General features: G+C 51.4%; 12 protein-coding genes, 1 tRNA gene and 1 other RNA gene. All 14 read left to right on the forward strand.

Annotated features, from left to right (window positions below):
* Positions 1 to 4: 4 nt before the first annotated feature.
* The 14 genes from TKV_RS04895 (at position 5) to TKV_RS04960 (ending at position 16,714) form a co-directional block, all read left to right on the forward strand.
* Positions 5 to 556 carry an HD domain-containing protein gene (locus TKV_RS04895; RefSeq protein WP_049684987.1) on the forward strand — a complete coding sequence of 184 codons (552 nt, stop codon included), beginning with the start codon at positions 5 to 7 and terminating at the stop codon, positions 554 to 556.
* 9 nt (positions 557 to 565) lie between these two features.
* The gene (gene rnr, locus TKV_RS04900; RefSeq protein ID WP_049684988.1) at positions 566 to 2,695 is read left to right on the forward strand and encodes a ribonuclease R; all 2,130 of its coding nucleotides are present in this window, start codon (positions 566 to 568) and stop codon (positions 2,693 to 2,695) included.
* 198 nt (positions 2,696 to 2,893) lie between these two features.
* Positions 2,894 to 3,364 (forward strand): SsrA-binding protein SmpB, encoded by a 471-nt coding sequence (gene smpB / locus TKV_RS04905; RefSeq protein ID WP_049684989.1) that lies wholly within the window; start codon positions 2,894 to 2,896, stop codon positions 3,362 to 3,364.
* 3 nt (positions 3,365 to 3,367) lie between these two features.
* Positions 3,368 to 3,721: a transfer-messenger RNA gene (gene ssrA, locus TKV_RS12340) on the forward strand.
* A gap of 11 nt (positions 3,722 to 3,732) precedes the next feature.
* A tRNA-Ala gene (locus tag TKV_RS04910) sits at positions 3,733 to 3,808 on the forward strand.
* Positions 3,809 to 4,525: 717 nt separating this feature from the next.
* Positions 4,526 to 5,464, forward strand: a complete 939-nt coding sequence (gene nikB, locus TKV_RS04920; RefSeq protein ID WP_049684991.1) for a nickel ABC transporter permease — start codon at positions 4,526 to 4,528, stop codon at positions 5,462 to 5,464.
* 4 nt (positions 5,465 to 5,468) lie between these two features.
* Positions 5,469 to 6,407 (forward strand): nickel ABC transporter permease subunit NikC, encoded by a 939-nt coding sequence (nikC, locus tag TKV_RS04925; RefSeq protein ID WP_049684992.1) that lies wholly within the window; start codon positions 5,469 to 5,471, stop codon positions 6,405 to 6,407.
* A 6-nt stretch (positions 6,408 to 6,413) separates the two neighbouring features.
* A complete protein-coding gene (locus TKV_RS04930) occupies positions 6,414 to 7,388 on the forward strand; it encodes an ABC transporter ATP-binding protein (RefSeq protein ID WP_049684993.1) in 975 nt (324 codons plus the stop codon).
* A gap of 9 nt (positions 7,389 to 7,397) precedes the next feature.
* A complete protein-coding gene (locus TKV_RS04935; protein WP_049684994.1) occupies positions 7,398 to 8,363 on the forward strand; it encodes an ABC transporter ATP-binding protein in 966 nt (321 codons plus the stop codon).
* Between the two features lie 62 nt (positions 8,364 to 8,425).
* Positions 8,426 to 8,611, forward strand: coding sequence for a hypothetical protein (locus tag TKV_RS04940; protein ID WP_049684995.1), 186 nt, complete (start codon positions 8,426 to 8,428; stop codon positions 8,609 to 8,611).
* A gap of 17 nt (positions 8,612 to 8,628) precedes the next feature.
* Complete coding sequence (locus tag TKV_RS04945; RefSeq protein ID WP_049684996.1) at positions 8,629 to 9,666, forward strand: methyltransferase; 1,038 nt, start codon at positions 8,629 to 8,631, stop codon at positions 9,664 to 9,666.
* Positions 9,659 to 11,248: an ABC transporter substrate-binding protein gene (locus TKV_RS04950; RefSeq protein WP_049684997.1), complete on the forward strand. Its 1,590-nt coding sequence runs from the start codon at positions 9,659 to 9,661 to the stop codon at positions 11,246 to 11,248. The genes TKV_RS04945 and TKV_RS04950 overlap by 8 nt, the downstream gene beginning before the upstream one ends.
* A 13-nt stretch (positions 11,249 to 11,261) precedes the next feature.
* Positions 11,262 to 15,155: a cobaltochelatase subunit CobN gene (gene cobN / locus TKV_RS04955; protein ID WP_049684998.1), complete on the forward strand. Its 3,894-nt coding sequence runs from the start codon at positions 11,262 to 11,264 to the stop codon at positions 15,153 to 15,155.
* Positions 15,098 to 16,714, forward strand: a complete 1,617-nt coding sequence (locus TKV_RS04960) for an ABC transporter substrate-binding protein (RefSeq protein WP_084574187.1) — start codon at positions 15,098 to 15,100, stop codon at positions 16,712 to 16,714. Before cobN ends, TKV_RS04960 begins: the two co-directional genes overlap by 58 nt.
* Positions 16,715 to 16,827: the final 113 nt, after the last annotated feature.

A 16,827-nucleotide genomic window follows, 5' to 3' on the forward strand; every position in this document is an offset into this window, starting at 1 on the left:
TTAAATGGATAGAGATGCTGCGTTGGCACTTGTCAAAGAATACGTATCTGATGAAACGCTGATATACCATATGATAGCGACAGGTGCAATAATGGGAGGATTGGCTGGAAAATTGGGACAAGACGTCGAAAAATGGGTAGTTACAGGCATATTACACGATATTGACTATCAAGAGACAAAAGACAATCCAGAACTGCATAGCCTAAGAGGTGGCGAGATTTTAAGAGAACACGGAATTGACGAAGAAATTGTGCATGCAGTGATGGCTCACAATGAAATTCACGGCATTGAAAGAAAGACTTTGCTTGACAAAGCCCTTTTTGCTGTAGACCCTCTTTCAGGATTAATCACTGCAACAGCATATGTGATGCCTTCTAAAAAACTGGAAGAGGTTCAATTGAAATCAGTGAAGAAAAAATTTAAAGACAAAACTTTTGCTAAAGGTGCAAATAGAGCTCAAATTAAAACTTGTGAAGAATTTGGGATATCATTAGAGGAATTTTTAGAAATTGCGCTTAATGAGATGAAAAAAATTGCACCACAGATAGAATTGTGAGGAATGGAAATGAACATAAGGGAAAGACTTTTGGAACTAATGAAAGAAGAAAGCTATAAACCTTCTAAAATAGAAGAAATCATGAAAATTTTAGACATAGACTACAGTCAAAAAAAGATTCTTGAGAGCACTCTAAAAAATATGGAAAAAGAAGGTTTGGTTTTTAAAACAAAACATGGGAAATATGCTCTTCCTGAAAGGCTAGATTTGGTAAAAGGGAAAATTGAATTTCATTCAAAAGGCTATGGCTTTTTAATACCGGAAAGCAGTGAAATAAAAGATATCTTCATACCTATAAGTGGTATGAACGGTGCAATGCAAGATGATACTGTTTTAGTAAGAGTTACAAAAAGAGTAGACGGAAAGAGTGAAGAAGGCGAAGTTGTAAAAATACTTAAAAGAGCAAATACAACTATTGTTGGCACTTACGAAAAAAACAAAAATTTTGGTTTTGTAGTGCCTGATAATAAAAAGATTTACCAAGATATATTCATTCCTAAAGGAGAAGATAAAGGCGCAAAAACTGGTATGAAAGTTGTAGTCAGAATTACCAAATGGCCGGAAGGAAGAAGAAGTCCTGAAGGAGAAATTATTGAAGTATTAGGGTACAAAGGAGACCCTGGCATAGATGTAATGTCTGTGATAAGGTCTTATGATATACCTGAAGTATTTCCTAAAGAGGTTTTAAAAGAGGCGGAAGAAATAGCTGAAGGTATTGACGAAGAAGAAAGAAAAAGAAGAATAGACTTAACTGATTTAAATTTTGTCACAATAGATGGGGAAGATGCCAAAGACCTTGATGATGCTGTTTGTGTCCAAAGACTCAAAGATGGAAATTACCTTTTGTATGTAAGTATTGCGGATGTAAGTCATTACGTTAAAGAGGGTTCGCATCTCGATAAAGAGGCATTGAGGAGAGGATGCAGTGTATACTTTATCGACAGAGTGATACCTATGCTACCCCCTAAGTTATCTAATGGGATTTGCAGTTTGAATCCAGATGAAGAGAGGTTAACTCTCACTGTAAAGATGAAAATAAACTCTAAAGGTGAAGTTATAGACCATGAGATTTTTGAAAGCATTATAAAAAGCAAAGAAAGAATGACATACACAAATGTTTACAAACTTTTAGAAGAAGATGATGCACAATTAAAAAACAGATATGGATATTTATTAGAAGATTTTAAATTGATGAAGGAATTAGCACTTATTCTGTTGGAAAAAAGAAAGCGGAGAGGTAGTGTAGATTTTGATTTTCCTGAAGCTAAAGTAATCGTAGACGAAAAAGGAAAACCTATTGACATTGTAAAAATCGAAAGAAATATAGCCCATAGAATAATTGAAGAATTCATGTTGGCAGCTAATGAAACGGTTGCAGAACACATGCATTGGCTAAATATCCCTTTTGTGTATAGAATTCACGAACATCCCGATATGGAAAAGCTGATTGCTTTTAATAAATTCATTCATAATTTGGGATATCACATAAAAGGCATTGGCGGAGAACAGATACATCCTAAATCTTTACAAGAGTTAATTAAGCAGGTGAGAGGAAAAAGCGAGCAAAGAATTGTGGAAACATTGCTTTTAAGGTCATTGAAAAGAGCCAGATACAGTCCTGATGATGTAGGTCATTATGCTCTTGCGACGCAATACTATACCCATTTTACTTCTCCAATAAGAAGATATCCTGACCTTATAATTCATAGAATAATAAAAGAGTATATAAATGGCAAATTAACAGAAAAAAGACAGCGCCATTACAACAGGATTTTGAACGATATTGCTTTAAAGTCTTCTGAAAGAGAAAGAGCAGCAGAAGTTGCAGAAAGAGAGATAGAAGAATTAAAGAAAGTAGAGTACATGGCAGATAGAATAGGAAATGTCTATAAAGGGATAATTTCTAACGTGACAAATTACGGATTTTTTGTAGAGCTTGACAACACTGTGGAAGGGCTAGTAGATGTTGCTTCATTAGAGGATGACTATTATCACTTTAATGCGGAAAGATATATCTTAATTGGTGAAAGGACCAAGAAAATTTACTCTATAGGAAAAGAAGTTTATGTAAAAGTTGTTCATGTAGATGTAGACAGGAGAGAAATAGATTTTGTATTGGCAGAAGATAAGACCAGTTGACAAATTAAAAAATGTGCTTGCATTTTTTAGAGATTGACGACCTTGGAATTGTTCGGGTAGGTAAAGTAATAAACGAAAGATAGGTTTAAAGGGATATTGACACAGTTTTAAAATGTGCTATAATATAATAGCGACAGCAGTGCCCTATTTGTGACACAACAAGTAGGGCAATTTTATCCTAAAGAAGGTGCTTAAAATTTGGCGAAGGAAGAAATTAAAATAATCGCTCAAAACAAAAAAGCTTACCATGATTACTTCATTGAAGAAACTTATGAAGCAGGAATAGTGCTCACTGGGACAGAAGTCAAATCTATAAGGATGGGAAAAGTTAATTTAAAAGACAGCTTTGCAAGAGTTGAAAACAACGAAGTTTATCTTTATAATATGCATATAAGTCCTTATGAAAAAGGCAATATATTTAATAAAGACCCCTTAAGAACCAGAAAATTACTTCTCAATAGACATGAGATTAATAAACTAATTGGTTATGTGACGAGGAAGGGTTACACTTTAATTCCTACAAAGCTTTATTTAAAGCGTGGGCTTGTTAAAGTGGAATTAGCTGTGGCGAGAGGTAAGAAATTGTACGATAAAAGAGAAGATATAGCAAGAAGAGATGCAAAAAGAGAATTAGAAAAACATTTTAAAGAAAAGCAGTATGGCATATAACATGGGGGTGTACTGGTTTCGACGGGGGCAGTCGAGGTAAAAGCAGCGAGCCGAGTTGTCCGCCAACTCGTAAAAACGGTGGAAGTAAAAATAAACGCAGACAAAGAATTAGCTTACGCTGCCTAATTTAAGGTAGCCGTCCAACCTGAAATGCCCACGTTTCAGGATTGGGCGTCAAAACAGTGGGGAACTGGTTTTGCTCAGGCTTCGGGGCAAAACCGGAACTTATGAAGCTACCGAGGTGGTTATCCTGTCGCTGGGAGAACCGCTGAGGGAATGTTAAAACAGTGACTGCGCTCGGAGAAGCTTTTACTGTGACGCCTTCGGACCGGGGTTCGACTCCCCGCACCTCCACCAAAAATAAATATGGGGCTGTAGCTCAGTTGGGAGAGCGCCACAATGGCATTGTGGAAGTCGTGGGTTCAAGTCCCATCAGCTCCACCAGAAAAGAAGAAAAAGGATTCTAGGGTGTTAGAACTCTAGAATCTTTTTTTATTGGGTCACCCTTTAAGATTTCCTTTACTGCAACTTTTTTGAAAGTTATCAGGTTTAATAAATTTGTACTTGACTCAAGGTTATTATTGTGTTATTATTTTTATGAATGTAACACAATAATAAAAATTCTCCCTCCTTAAATTGGCCAGGATTAGGGGCGTACCTTGCGGGTATGATACATAACAACCTTGCGGATGCGATAAAAGCTTGACAGGGCATCCGGGGGTACACCCCTGGTCTGCTGGCTACTGCAAAGGTCTCACTCTTTTTCGAACAGTCACCAGATTACTGGTCTACAGGAGACGCTAAGAGTAACTTCAGGTCAAGATTATGAAAAAAGACTTCCAAGTTGTGGATGAAAGATTTGTTTTTCATAGGATTTACGCCTTGAAGCAGATGACCGTTTTTTTAATAAAGATGGAGACATGGATTATGAGAATGCAAAGCCGTTATCAGTGATGCTTAAAGAGCATGGAATGGAGTTTATTTATATCTATTATTCTATCCCGCGTGCTTACATATCGGAGCAACAATCTGTGGTGCACCTAAAAAATCTGCCTTTACCAGCTGCTAAGAAGATTATACACGATTTAAGAGATATTTTCATTCTCTGATGGTGATGCTTCTTGCATCATGAAAGTTTAAATAGGGGGATATGCTATTATAATGTGGCGGTATTTGATAAAGCGTTTACTTTATTTAATTCCAGTGATGTTTGGAGTATCCATAATTACTTTCGGATTAATTAATCTTGTGCCCGGTGACCCGGCGGAGCTCATCTTGCGCTCCGGTGGAGTAGAGCCGACTAAAGAAGCAATAGAGGCCCTGCGGGAAGAACTCGGCTTAAACGACCCACTTTACGTCCAGTATGGGCGCTGGCTATGGCGGGTGCTGCACGGAGATTTAGGGAAGTCTTTTCGCACCGGACAGCCGGTGGCCGAGGAGATTTTCTCCCGCTTTCCGGCTACCTTGGAACTCACCTGCGCGGCCATGGTCTTCATGGTATGTCTTGCTCCGCTGGCGGGGATCCTCTCTGCCCTTTACCGACATACTTTCATCGACCACTTAAGCCGCCTCGGGGCTCTTCTGGGCACTTCGCTTCCCGGCTTCTGGTTGGGGCTCCTACTCATCTACTTATTCGCGGTGAAACTTGGACTATTACCGGTAATGGGCCGGGGCGGGCCGGAGCACCTGGTGCTACCGGCGGTAACCTTAGGGTTTGGCCTGGCTGCCGTCTACGCTCGAATCTTACGTGCCAGCATGCTGGAGGTACTAGGACAAGATTACATCAGGGTGGCCCGGGCTAAAGGGTTAAAGGAAAAGTGGGTAATCGGGCGCCACGCCTTGAAGAATGCCCTTTTGCCCGCAGTGACGTTACTGGGCATGAGCTTCGGGCACCTTTTGGGGGGAGCGGTAATTGTGGAAACCATCTTTGCTTGGCCGGGCGTGGGGAAGTTTGCTGTTGATTCCATCTTCAACCGGGACTACCCGGTGATCCAGGGGTACGCCCTTTTCATGGCCGTGGTGTTCGTGCTGATAAACTTGCTGGTGGACCTATCCTATGTTTTCCTCGACCCGCGCATCCGCTTAGAAAGGGGGATATAGCCCGATGAGTATCTCCAAAAATTCCGGTGTTGAGGTTGCCGGTTATCCCGCTACTGCGGAGTCAGCGGGCCACGCGAGGACGGTCTCGCGCGGTGGCTCGGCCGCCGTATTGGAAAGACTCCTGCAGGACAGGCTGGCTCTTTTGGGACTTGTTATCATCCTGGTTGTGGTGGCTGTAGCGATCTTTGCGCCCTATATTGCTCCCAATGATCCTGTTAAGGTAGATCTACAGCACCGTTTGGCTCCACCCAGTGCCCAGTACCCCTTGGGTACCGACCATCTGGGGCGTTGTCTTTTGTCCCGGCTGATTTACGGTGCGCGGGTTTCCCTGAGTACGGCGGTTCTAGCCCTTTCGGCTATCCTGCTCATTGGTCTTCCTGTGGGTATACTGGCGGGTTATTGCGGCGGCTGGGTGGACAACCTTTTCATGCGGCTAGTTGATATAATGCTGGCCTTTCCGGGACTTATCCTGGCACTGGTTATTGCTGGGATGCTGGGGCCGGGGCTTTTAAACGTGATGCTAGCGTTAGCTTTGGTCTGGTGGGTAGGGTACGCGCGGGTAGTCCGGGGGATGGTCCTTTCGGTAAAAGAAAAGGAGTTTATCTTAGCGGCTCGGGCCTGCGGCACCTCAGAATGTGGCATTATCATCCGGCACATCCTACCCAACATTATTTCTCCTGTGATCGTCCTAACTACACTGGATATGGGCAAGCTCATCCTGGCCATTTCCGGGCTTTCCTTTCTGGGTCTTGGTGCCCAACCGCCCACGCCGGAATGGGGGGCCATGCTGAACGATGGCCGACCTTACATGCAGGTGGCGCCGCAACTCATGATTTACCCGGGTCTTTGTATTATGACGGTGGTGCTGGCCTTCAACCTGCTGGGCGATGGGCTCAGGGACGTTCTTGACTCGCGCATCACTACTGGCGTTAAGGAGGTATAGCAAAATATGTCAACGATTTCCGTTCTGAAAGTAAAGAACCTTTCTACATACTTTTATACACAGCGAGGAACCGTCCGGTCAGTTAACGGGATAAGCTTCACGGTGGCGGCCGGGAGAACCTTGTGTTTGGTGGGGGAGAGTGGCTGCGGCAAGAGCGTCACTGCTCTCTCGCTTCTACGCTTGATCGAGCCGCCGGGAAAGATTGTCTCCGGAGAGGTTTGGCTTGACGGACGCAACCTGCTCGAACTCCCTCTTCTGGAGCTACGGCGGGTGCGGGGCAAGGAAATATCGCTTGTTTTCCAGGATCCGCTGACTTCCCTGAACCCGGTTTTAACCATCGGTACGCAGCTTGCGGAAACCATTGTCTCTCATGAAGAGATATCCTGGGCTGAAGCGCGGCGGCGGGCGGTGGAGCTTCTTTTGCGCCTGGGCCTGCCCGACCCGGAAAGGCTCATGCGCCTGTACCCTTTTCAGCTTTCCGGGGGCATGCGCCAGCGGGTGATGATGGCCATGGCGCTCTCGATGCGCCCGAAGGTTTTGATTGCCGATGAGCCCACCACCGCCCTGGACGTTACCGTCCAGGCCCAGATTCTGGCGGAGCTGAAGCGGCTGCAGGAAGAGCTGGGGATGGCCGTCGTCCTCATCACCCACGACCTGGGGGTGGTGGCGGCCGTGGCCGACGAAGTGGCGGTGATGTACGCCGGATCGATCGTGGAGCGCGGCCCGGTGGCAGAAGTGTTTGACCGTCCCGCCCACCCCTACACCCGGGCTTTGCTCCGCTCCGTGCCGCGCCTGGATAGAGATGAACTGGTGCCTGTTGAGGGGCAGCCGCCGTCGCTTCTAAATCTCCCGGCCCATTGCCCCTTTCTCCCCCGCTGCCCGCAGGCGGGCGCGGCGTGCTGGGGGGAGAAGCCGAAACTGCGAGAGATCGGGCCGGGCCATGCAGCGGCTTGCCACCGTTTGTTTAACCATGCCAGCTGAGGGGGAGGGATGCGGGTGAGCCTCCTGGAGGTAAGGGATCTGATTAAGCACTACCCGGGAAAAGGAGGGATTCTGGCAGTCCGCCGGGAAAAGGTACGCGCTGTTGATGGGGTTTCTTTTTCCATCGCCCGGGGAGAAACCTTGGGTCTCGTGGGGGAAAGCGGCTGCGGCAAGAGCACCCTGGGGCGGCTTGTGGTGCGGCTGGAAGAACCCACGGCTGGAAAAATTCTTTTTGCCGGCGAGGATATCACCGGCTGGAAGGGGAGAAAGCTGCGGGAGATGCGCCGCCGCTTCCAAATCATCTTCCAGGACTCTTCTTCCTCCCTCAACCCGCGCCGTACGGTGGGAGCGACCATAGAGGAACCTCTGGCCAACTTCGGCGTGGCAAAAGAGGAGCGGCGGGAGCGGGTGGCCGAACTATTAACGCTTGTCGGCCTGGAACCTAGGGATGCGTCGAAATACCCGCACGAATTCAGCGGGGGTCAGCGCCAGCGCATCAATATTGCTCGGGCCCTGGCCTTGCAGCCGGAACTGGTGGTCTGCGACGAGCCCGTTTCCAGCCTGGACGTTTCCATCCGGGCGCAAGTATTAAACCTTTTGCGGGAGCTAAAAAAGCGGCTGGGCTTATCCTACCTCTTCATCTCCCACGACCTGGCGGCAGTGAACTACCTGGCCGACCGGGTGGCGGTAATGTACCTGGGCAAGATCGTGGAGATCCTGCCGGCAGAAGGCCTTGTCTCACAGGCCCGCCACCCCTACACCCGGGCGCTCCTGCAGGCGGTACCGGAACCCGACCCGCGGCAGAAGATCAGCCAGAAACCAGTGGTGCGGGGCGAGCCGCCCGACCCAGCCAATCCTCCTGCAGGCTGCCGCTTTCATCCCCGCTGCCCTGAAGCCCGCGAAGCTTGCCGGCAGGAGGAGCCCGTCTTGAAGGAGGTGGGGGATGGGCATTGGGTGAGGTGCCATTTGAGCTAGAGTACCTTTCGTAACTATCCGGAGGTACAAAGGGCGATAACCGGAGAAAGGGGTGTAGAAACGTGAAATATTTAAGGCAAATATTGTCTTTCTTGGTCATCATAATATTATTTGCTGGATTGGCGGGTTGTGGTAGTCAACAAAGAGAAGGACAGGCAAGCAAAAAGGAATTAGTTGTGGGCGTTGGAGCCGATGGTTATAGCCAAAGGGACAGCGAGTTAGGAATTTATCCGCAGGGGGCTTTTTAAAAAGGAGGGTTTCTAAAATGGACATTGCTGGCTTAACTGACTTTAAACCACCTGTCTCAGGAGAAGTACTGGCAGAGATGGCCAGATGCTACCAGAAATCTCTGCTCCTGGAACAGGCGTTTAGGTTAGGGATTTTTGAAAATCTTGCGGCCGGTCGAAGTGTTGCGCAATTGGCCGAGCAAATGGGGGCCCGTCCGGAGCGGTTAGCTCTCGTACTGGATGCGTTAGTGTCTGTTGGGCTTTTGGAGAAAAACGGCGACACTTACACTAACACCGTTATGACCAATACCTTTTTGTGTTTACACAGCAAGTTTTACCAGGGCGATCTCCTTAGACTGCAGCTTGCGCCGGAGCGGCGCCGGCAATGGGAACGAATTGGGGATTGGCTGAAGGGAGAGACAATAAGGCAACCTGGCAGTACTGGCGAAGTGTTTAATCCTTCCTTTATCCGGGCCATGGCCCAGGCCACGTTGAGCCACAAGGGTTTTGAGGCTACGTTGGAGCTGGTGGCCAAGCATCCCGGTTTTGGGAAGGCAAAAAAGTTGCTTGATCTTGGCGGCGGCCATGGGCTTTATGCTATTGCCTTAAAAAGGCTGCGACCAGAGCTGGAAGCTACAATCTTCGATCTCCCGCACGCGGAAGAGGTAACGCAAGAGTATGCCCGGCAGTACGGGGCGATGGTAGCTTTTTATGCCGGGGACTTTTACGTGGACGAGCTGCCTAAAGATCAGGACCTCATTTTAGCCTTTGACGTTTTCTACGGCCCCCCTGCGAAGACGAAAGAAGTGCTCGGCAGGGTTTATCGTTCGCTCAGACCCGGCGGCTACCTCTTCACCAAACACTGGTTCCTAGATGATACCCGCACCCAACCGGAGCGAGCCGCGCTTTTTGCCCTGATGCTGGCCCTTAGCAATCCAACTGCGCACGTCTGTACCTGCCGGGAAATGGCGGAAATGCTGACAGAGGTGGGATTGGCCGTTGAAAAGCTGATTCCTATTGGCGATGCGGCATCTACTATGATTATCGCATGGAAGGGGGAAGGGATAAATGGTTAAAAAAAGTTACCTTGGTCGGATTTGGTGTTTTCTTTCGCTTGGTTTGTTGCTCATTTTAATGAGCCTTGCCCTTTTGGGCTGCGGTGGGGCTAAAAAAGAGCAGCCCAAGGCTGGTGACAATGGTACTACAGTGAAGGTGGGTATCCGCAAGGACATTGCTTCTCTCGATCCGGCTGTCTTTGGGCAGGGTGGTCCCGATCCGCAGCGTTACTTAATCTATGAGCCGCTCCTGTATATGGATGAAAGCTTTAATCTTAAAGGCCGGCTGGCGGAGAGCTGGACCGCCGAAGATCAGGGAAGAGTCTGGACGGTGAAACTTAAAGAGGGTGTGCGCTTTTCCGACGGTACACCTTTCAACGCGGCGGCGGTAAAGTTTTCCCTGGAGTATCTTTTAAAGGCAAAGCGACTCTTTTGGCCGTTAGAAAGGATAGAAACGCCGGATGATTATACGGTTAAGCTGGTTTTCAAACGCCCTTATGCGGTGCTGCCCTATGATTTGACTACAGCAGAAATTTTTTCACCCACTTCCTTTGATCCCGAGGGGAAATTTAAGGCTCCGGTTGGAACAGGTCCCTTCGTTTTTAAGGAATGGAAAAAGGACCAGGAGCTGATTTTTGCCCGCAATGAGAACTACTGGGGGCCAAAGCCAAAGGTAAACACGGTGATTTTTAAAGTCATTCCCGATCACCAAACGAGGGCCATGGCCTTGCAGAGCGGGGAGATTGATATTGCTGATTATCTCCCCGTGGCGGCCATACGTGAAATGGAAAGGACAGGTAAGTTCTCCATTTACAAAAAACCAAGTCCCTGCATGAACTGGATTGCCTTCAATACCTACCGGGAACCCTTCGATGACGTGAGGGTGCGCCAGGCCGTTTGCTACGCGGTGGATGTAGAACGCATCGTAAGTTCGGTGGTTGGCAGGGAGGTAGCTACGCCTGCATTAAAGGGCCCCCTTTCCTCGCCGGCGCACGATTACATTAGAAAGCCGGACCTGAAGTGGTACAGCTACGATCCTACCAGAGCAAGGGAGTTACTTTTGCAGGCCGGGTGGAAGGATGTCGACGGGGATGGCATTTTAGAAAAGAACGGAAAGAAATTCCAAGTAACGCTTATTGCCTCCACGCTTTATGAAGAAGGCAGAGCCATTGCCGAGGCCGTACAGGCAGACTTGAAGAAAGTTGGTATTGCCGTGGAAGTGCGGGTGCTGGAGTCTGCGGCTCGTTTTGAGGCTTTAAAGCAGCGCAATTACGACCTCGTTGAACTGGGCGGGATCTGTGCCACCAACGATCCGACACCTTGGTTCAGCTATTATTTTGGCACCCAACGTCCGGAATACTGCGTGCTAAAAAACCAGGTTGTGCAAGAACTGGTTAGCAGGCTCTATGCTGCGGTTGAGCCCGAGGTGCGACGGGAAATCTTCTTTAAGCTCCAGGAGCTACTAAAAGAGCAGGCGCCGGGCATCTTCCTTTACAATCAGGATGCCGTTACGGTGGCCAGGGAAGCAGTTAAAGATTTTGCCATGGAAGGCGGCATGCCCGGAAGCTATTCCTACCTGCGGGTTATTTCAATAACCAACTAAGGAGGTGCTTTTTGTGCTCAAAATTGCTGGTTTTCGCGTGATTTACGGCCCGAGTACGGTAGGGCGGGTTTACCAGGAGGCTCTGGCCGAGCTTGCAAGCGGGGAATTGGCGGTGGACCTCAGGTACAGCCAGCCGCCGGCAGCGGGTATGCCTCTGCCGCCCCCGGGCTGGCTTGAGTTTGCGCGGGAGGAGGCGGACGCGGTCTTTTTCAGCTTTCCGCCGGAGTTTAAAGCGTTAGGAGAGTTTTTCGGCAGGCTAAAAGAGGAACTGCAAAAACCGCTGGTGCCGGTGACCGTCGAGGTGGCGGGGACGGGCAACGTGTCCCCGGAAGCGGCCCAGCGCGCTATCCATTACCACCTTTTCGGCGGCAAGGAGAACCTGAAAGCCTTCCTCTTGTGGCTGGGCGAGCTGGCCGGGAAGTTGCCGGCCGGGACGGCGCCCGCTCCGCAGGAACTTCCCTGGGCGGGGATTTATCACCCGCGGGCAAAAGGATATTTTACCCGCCTGGATGATTACCTGGCCTGGTACGGGGAACGACAGCCGCTGGTGGGCCTGCTTTTCCCCCGCGTTTTCTGGGTGGAGGAAAACCTGGCGGGGTACGAGGCTATTATCGAAGAAATTGAGCGGCGCGGCGCCGGAGTAATCCCCGTCTTTAGCGACGGCTGGTTTGGCCAGGTAAAGAACGATGACGTAATCCGGCAGTTTTTCTTCCGGGATGGAAAGCCGGCCATCGAAGCACTAGTGGCCTACAGCGCCTTTTTCTTGAAGACGCGGCGGGAGGTAGTCGCCCTAAACCGGGAGCCGGCTGATGATGTGCTCGTAGAACTCAACGTGCCCATCTTAAAGATGATCCACGCTGCGCGGCAGACGGAAGCCCAGTGGCGGGAAGACCCGCAGGGTCTAAATCTGCCGCAGGTGATCATCAGCATCACCTTGCCGGAATTCGACGGGCTCATCGAGCCCCTTTTGGTCAGCGCGGCGGAGAACGAGGGGGATTTTGCTCGCGGCCGGCCCCTTCTTTCGGAAGTGCGCTACTTGGTTGACCGGCTCTTCCGTTGGATAGAGCTCCGGCATAAGCCCAATGCCGCAAAGAAAGTGGCCTTTGTCCTTTTAAATTCTCCCTGCAAGAGCGCGGAGGCTACGGTGGGGACGGCTTTCGGGCTTGACTCCCTGGAGAGCGTGGCCCGCATTTTAAGGCGCATGAAGGAAGAGGGCTACCAGGTGGACTGGGTGCCGGAAAACGGGCGAGCGCTGGCAGAAGCAATTTTGGGGCGAAAAGCGCTTCCCGACTTCCGCTGGACCACGCTTGACGAGGTAATAACAAAGGGCGGGGCGGCGGCCATGGTGCCCCTGGAAAAGTACCTTCAGTGGTTTGAAGAACTCCCGCCGCAGGCTAAGGCGAAGGTGGCAGCAGCCTGGGGAGACCCGAGGGAAGCCGGAGAACTTTCTGGCGTGCAAAAGCTCTCCCTGGGGCTTTATAACGGTCACGTGGTCATCCCCGGAATCGTTACCGGCAATGTGTTTATTGGTGTCCAGCCAAAGCGGGGTTGCGCCGGCGCCCGGTGTGATGGCGAAGTGTGCAAGATCCTCCACGACCCGGACGTACCGCCGCCCCACCAGTGGATAGCCTGGCACAGGTGGCTCGAGGAGGAGTTCGGCGCCGACGTGGTGGTGCACGTGGGGACCCACGGGGTGCTGGAGCTTCTGCCCGGCAAGACTACAGCTCTATCTGAATCCTGTTTCCCCCGCATTTCTCTAGGCAAGGTACCGCACCTTTACATTTACAACCTGGTCAACCCCATGGAGGCGGTAGTGGCCAAGCGGCGCTCGGCTGCGGTCATCGTGGACCACCTCCCGCCGGTTCTGGCCAGCATGCAGTTAAGTGGGGAACTCGCAGAGCTAGAGGAACTTCTAGAGGACTACCAGAAGGCGATAAGCCTTAATGAGAAAGGGCGTGCCGAGGTAATCCGGGCGCAGATTGCCGAAAAAGCGCGGGCCGCCAACCTTTTGAGTGGGGAACAAGACCCCGACCCGGCGGTTTTGCACGAAAAGCTCACCGTATTGCGGGAGAGCCAGTTCCGCGACGGCCTGCATGTACTTGGCGAGGCGCCGGAGGGTGAGGCGCTAGCGGAACTTCTAAATGCAATCCTGCGGCTCGATCAGCCCGACTGTTCCTCTTTGCGGCGTGCTCTGGCAGAGTGCTTAAAGCTTGATTACGATGCCCTGTTTAAGGAACCGCAGGCATTTCACCCTGCAGCCGGGGTGAGCAACGGCAAGCTTCTTGAGGAGCTGGATGTGCTGGGGAAGGAGATCCTGGCTGACCTCCTGGACTTGCCGGTGGATGCGGTGGGCGAGCCTCTGGCCAGGGCGCAGGAGCACATTTCCCGCTTTGCCCGGCGCCGGGGCCTTACCCTTAATGGCGGTAAAGACTCGCTGGCCAAAGTGCTGGCCAAAGCCCTGCGCATCATACCCCTGGTGAGGCGCACGACTGATGAGGTAGAAAACCTCCTGCGGGGTTTTGCCGGCAAGTTCATCCCTCCCGGCGCTTCGGGGGCGCTGGCCCGAGGCAAGGTAGAAGTTCTGCCCACAGGGCGCAACATGTACTCCATCGACCCCTGGCGCATTCCCACCGCTGCTGCCTGGGAGGTGGGTAAGCGGTTAGCGGAGGAACTCATTGCTCGCTCGAAAAGCGAGGACGGTTCTTACCCGGAAACCATCGGCTTTACCTTGCGGGCGATGGATCCCTTCCGGGCTGATGGCGAGCTCATTGCCCAGATCCTCTACACCCTTAGTGTGGAGCCGGTCTGGGTGGCCGGGCGGGTGGTAAACGTTAGGCCCATCCCGTTGGAAAAGCTTGGCCGGCCACGCATTGACTGTACAGTGAACCTCTCTTCCATTCTACGGGACGGGATGCCGCGGGCCTTTGAACTCGTTGACCAGGCGGTGAAGATGGTGGCGGAGCTGGAGGAGCCGCCGGAACAAAATTTTGTGCGCAAGCACGTGCTGGAAAGGGAGGCCGAGCTCCTGGCAGAGCACGGGAAGGAAGAAGCCCGAAGGCTGGCCACCTTACGCGTGTTTTCCTCCGCTCCGGGGACCTACGGCACGGGTGTGGAGCTGGCGGTGGCGGCATCTGCCTGGAAAGAAGAGCGGGACCTGGCGGAGGTTTATTTCCACTGGACGAGTTACGCCTACGGCGAGGGAGTTTACGCCCGTAAAGCACCTGCCGAGCTGGTGGACAGGTGCCGCCGGGTAACTGTGACCTTCGAAAAATTTGACTCGGACGAAATCGACCTTTTGGATTGCTGCCACATCTACGGGGTGCACGGCGGCTTTACTGTGGCGGCCAAAGTCGCCTCCGGCCAAGAGCCAAAAACCTACTTCGGCGACACGCACGACCCCGAGCGCCCGGTAATCCGCACCCTGCGCGAGGAACTGTCCCGCATTGCCCACACCCGGCTATTAAACCCGGCCTGGATCGAGGGCAAGAAGCGTCACGGTTACAAGGGGGCCGGGGACATTTCCAGCCGGGTCAACCACATGTACGGCTGGCAGGCCACCACCCGCCAGGTGGAAAACTGGGTCTTCGACGGCATTGCCGAAAAGTTCGTCCTGGATGAGGAAAACCGGAAGTTCTTCCATGAGAACAATCCCTGGGCGCTGGAGGAGATCGCACGCAGGCTCCTTGAGGCGGAGAGCCGGGGACTCTGGCAGGCCGATCCCGAACTCCTGGCCCGGCTTAAGGAAATTTACTTGGAAATCGAAGGCTGGGTTGAAGAGCGCATGGGGGAGGTGAAAGGTGAGTTTCAGGGCGGGGCGGTGGATGTTCGCGCACTTGGGGAGATGGAGGGATGGCAGAAGAAATTAGCCGTTGTGCGGCGAGAATTGGAAAGGAGGAAAGCGCAGTGAAGAAAAAACGCTTGTGGTTTAAGGGACTTTCTTATGTGGTCCTAGCATTGCTCCTTATGGGGGCGATAACGTTAGCAGGTTGTAACCAAAGGAATGTACCGGCACGAGGGCAGGCGCAGGAGCTTGCCATAGCGCTGGGCGAAAAAGAAGTGATCTCCCTTGACCCTTTCGACCCGCATGGTTCCTCCTCTTCCTGGTACATTCAGCCGATGCTTTTTGAAACCCTGGTGTTCGACACGTTGAAGAGCACGGAACCAATGCTGGCGGAAAGGTGGGAAGTGTCGTCGGACGGGAAAAAATGGACGTTTTACTTGCGGCAGGGGGTAAAGTTTCATGACGGCAGTTTTCTTACGGCAGAGGCAGTAAAATTTAGCATCGAAAGGTCTCTGGCCAATAAAGTTTCCGGCTTGGGAGCCCGAAAACCTCCGGTGCCCATAACCAGAGTGGAAGCAGCGGATGAAAGGACAGTTGTCGTTCATCTCGATAAGCCGTACGGGCCTTTCCTTTCCGAAATCGGCAGCGTGAGGATTGTCAGTCCTGCCTCCTACCAAGGAGATAAGTTTATAAGACCCGTGGGGACCGGTCCCTGGGTGGTTGCTTCTTTTAACCCTCAAGAAATGGTCTTTACGCCTTTTGAAGATTACTGGCGGGGGAAACCCAAGCTTAGCAAGGTTGCGATAAAGTGCATTCCCGATCCGCAGGCGCGGGTGATGGCCCTGGAGTCTGGCGAAGTGGATGTAATTGGGGTGGACATGCAGGGAGTGGAGCCGGCGGCAGCCAAGAGCCTTGCGGCTTCCGGGAAGTACCAGGTGATATCTCTCCACCAGGCTTATTTAGTAGCGCTGTATTTCAACCCGCGCGCCGAACTGCTAAAAGACATCCGGGTGAGGCAGGCCATAAACTATGCGCTGAACCGTGGGGAAATGGTGGCCAAACTGTTGGAGGGTTACGGCGTTCCCGCCAAAGGACCAGTAGGATTTGACACCTCTATTCCCTGGACCAACCCGCGTATAGAAGGGTATCCTTACGACCCGGAAAAGGCCAAAGCGCTTCTTAAAGATGCCGGGTTTGAAGGGGACGCGCCGCTTAAGCTTGCCTACGAAGGCTACCGTGCCTACCACAAGACTCTGGCCGAACTGATTCAGGCCCAGCTTGGCGCCGTGGGGATTAAGGTCGAGCTTAATTCATACGAGTCAGGGGCTTTCACTCAAATGCTCCAGGCCGGGCAGTACGATCTGGCGCTCATTCCGCCCTACGGCAAGCGGGAAGAGGATCCTTACCCCTATCTCGGGATGTTCTTCTTCTCCCAGGGACGATACAAGGTGATGGGAAGCGCTGAATTTGACCGGCTTTTTATGGCCCAGCTCTTCACTGCGGATCAGAAGGAGCGCGAGAAACTCTACTGGGCGCTGCAGGAGGAAATTATGAAAAACTGCCCGGCGGCCTTCCTGTTCCACCCCGACCGGATAACGGTGCTTAAGAAAGACATTCAGGGCTGGGAGTCGCATTACGGTTTTAACAGCCTGACCACGCTGTGGAAGGTGAGCCGGGGAGAGTAGCTTTTGAAGGCGATTCGCCCCGGCGACACCACGTGCCGGAGCCGGGGCGAATTTGATTTTTGGCAGTTTAAGCGTTCCATTGCCTAAGCGACAAGTCAAGCGTCTGACCAGAG

Origin of the sequence: Thermoanaerobacter kivui, from assembly GCF_000763575.1 — a bacterium.
Lineage (GTDB): Bacteria > Bacillota > Thermoanaerobacteria > Thermoanaerobacterales > Thermoanaerobacteraceae > Thermoanaerobacter > Thermoanaerobacter kivui.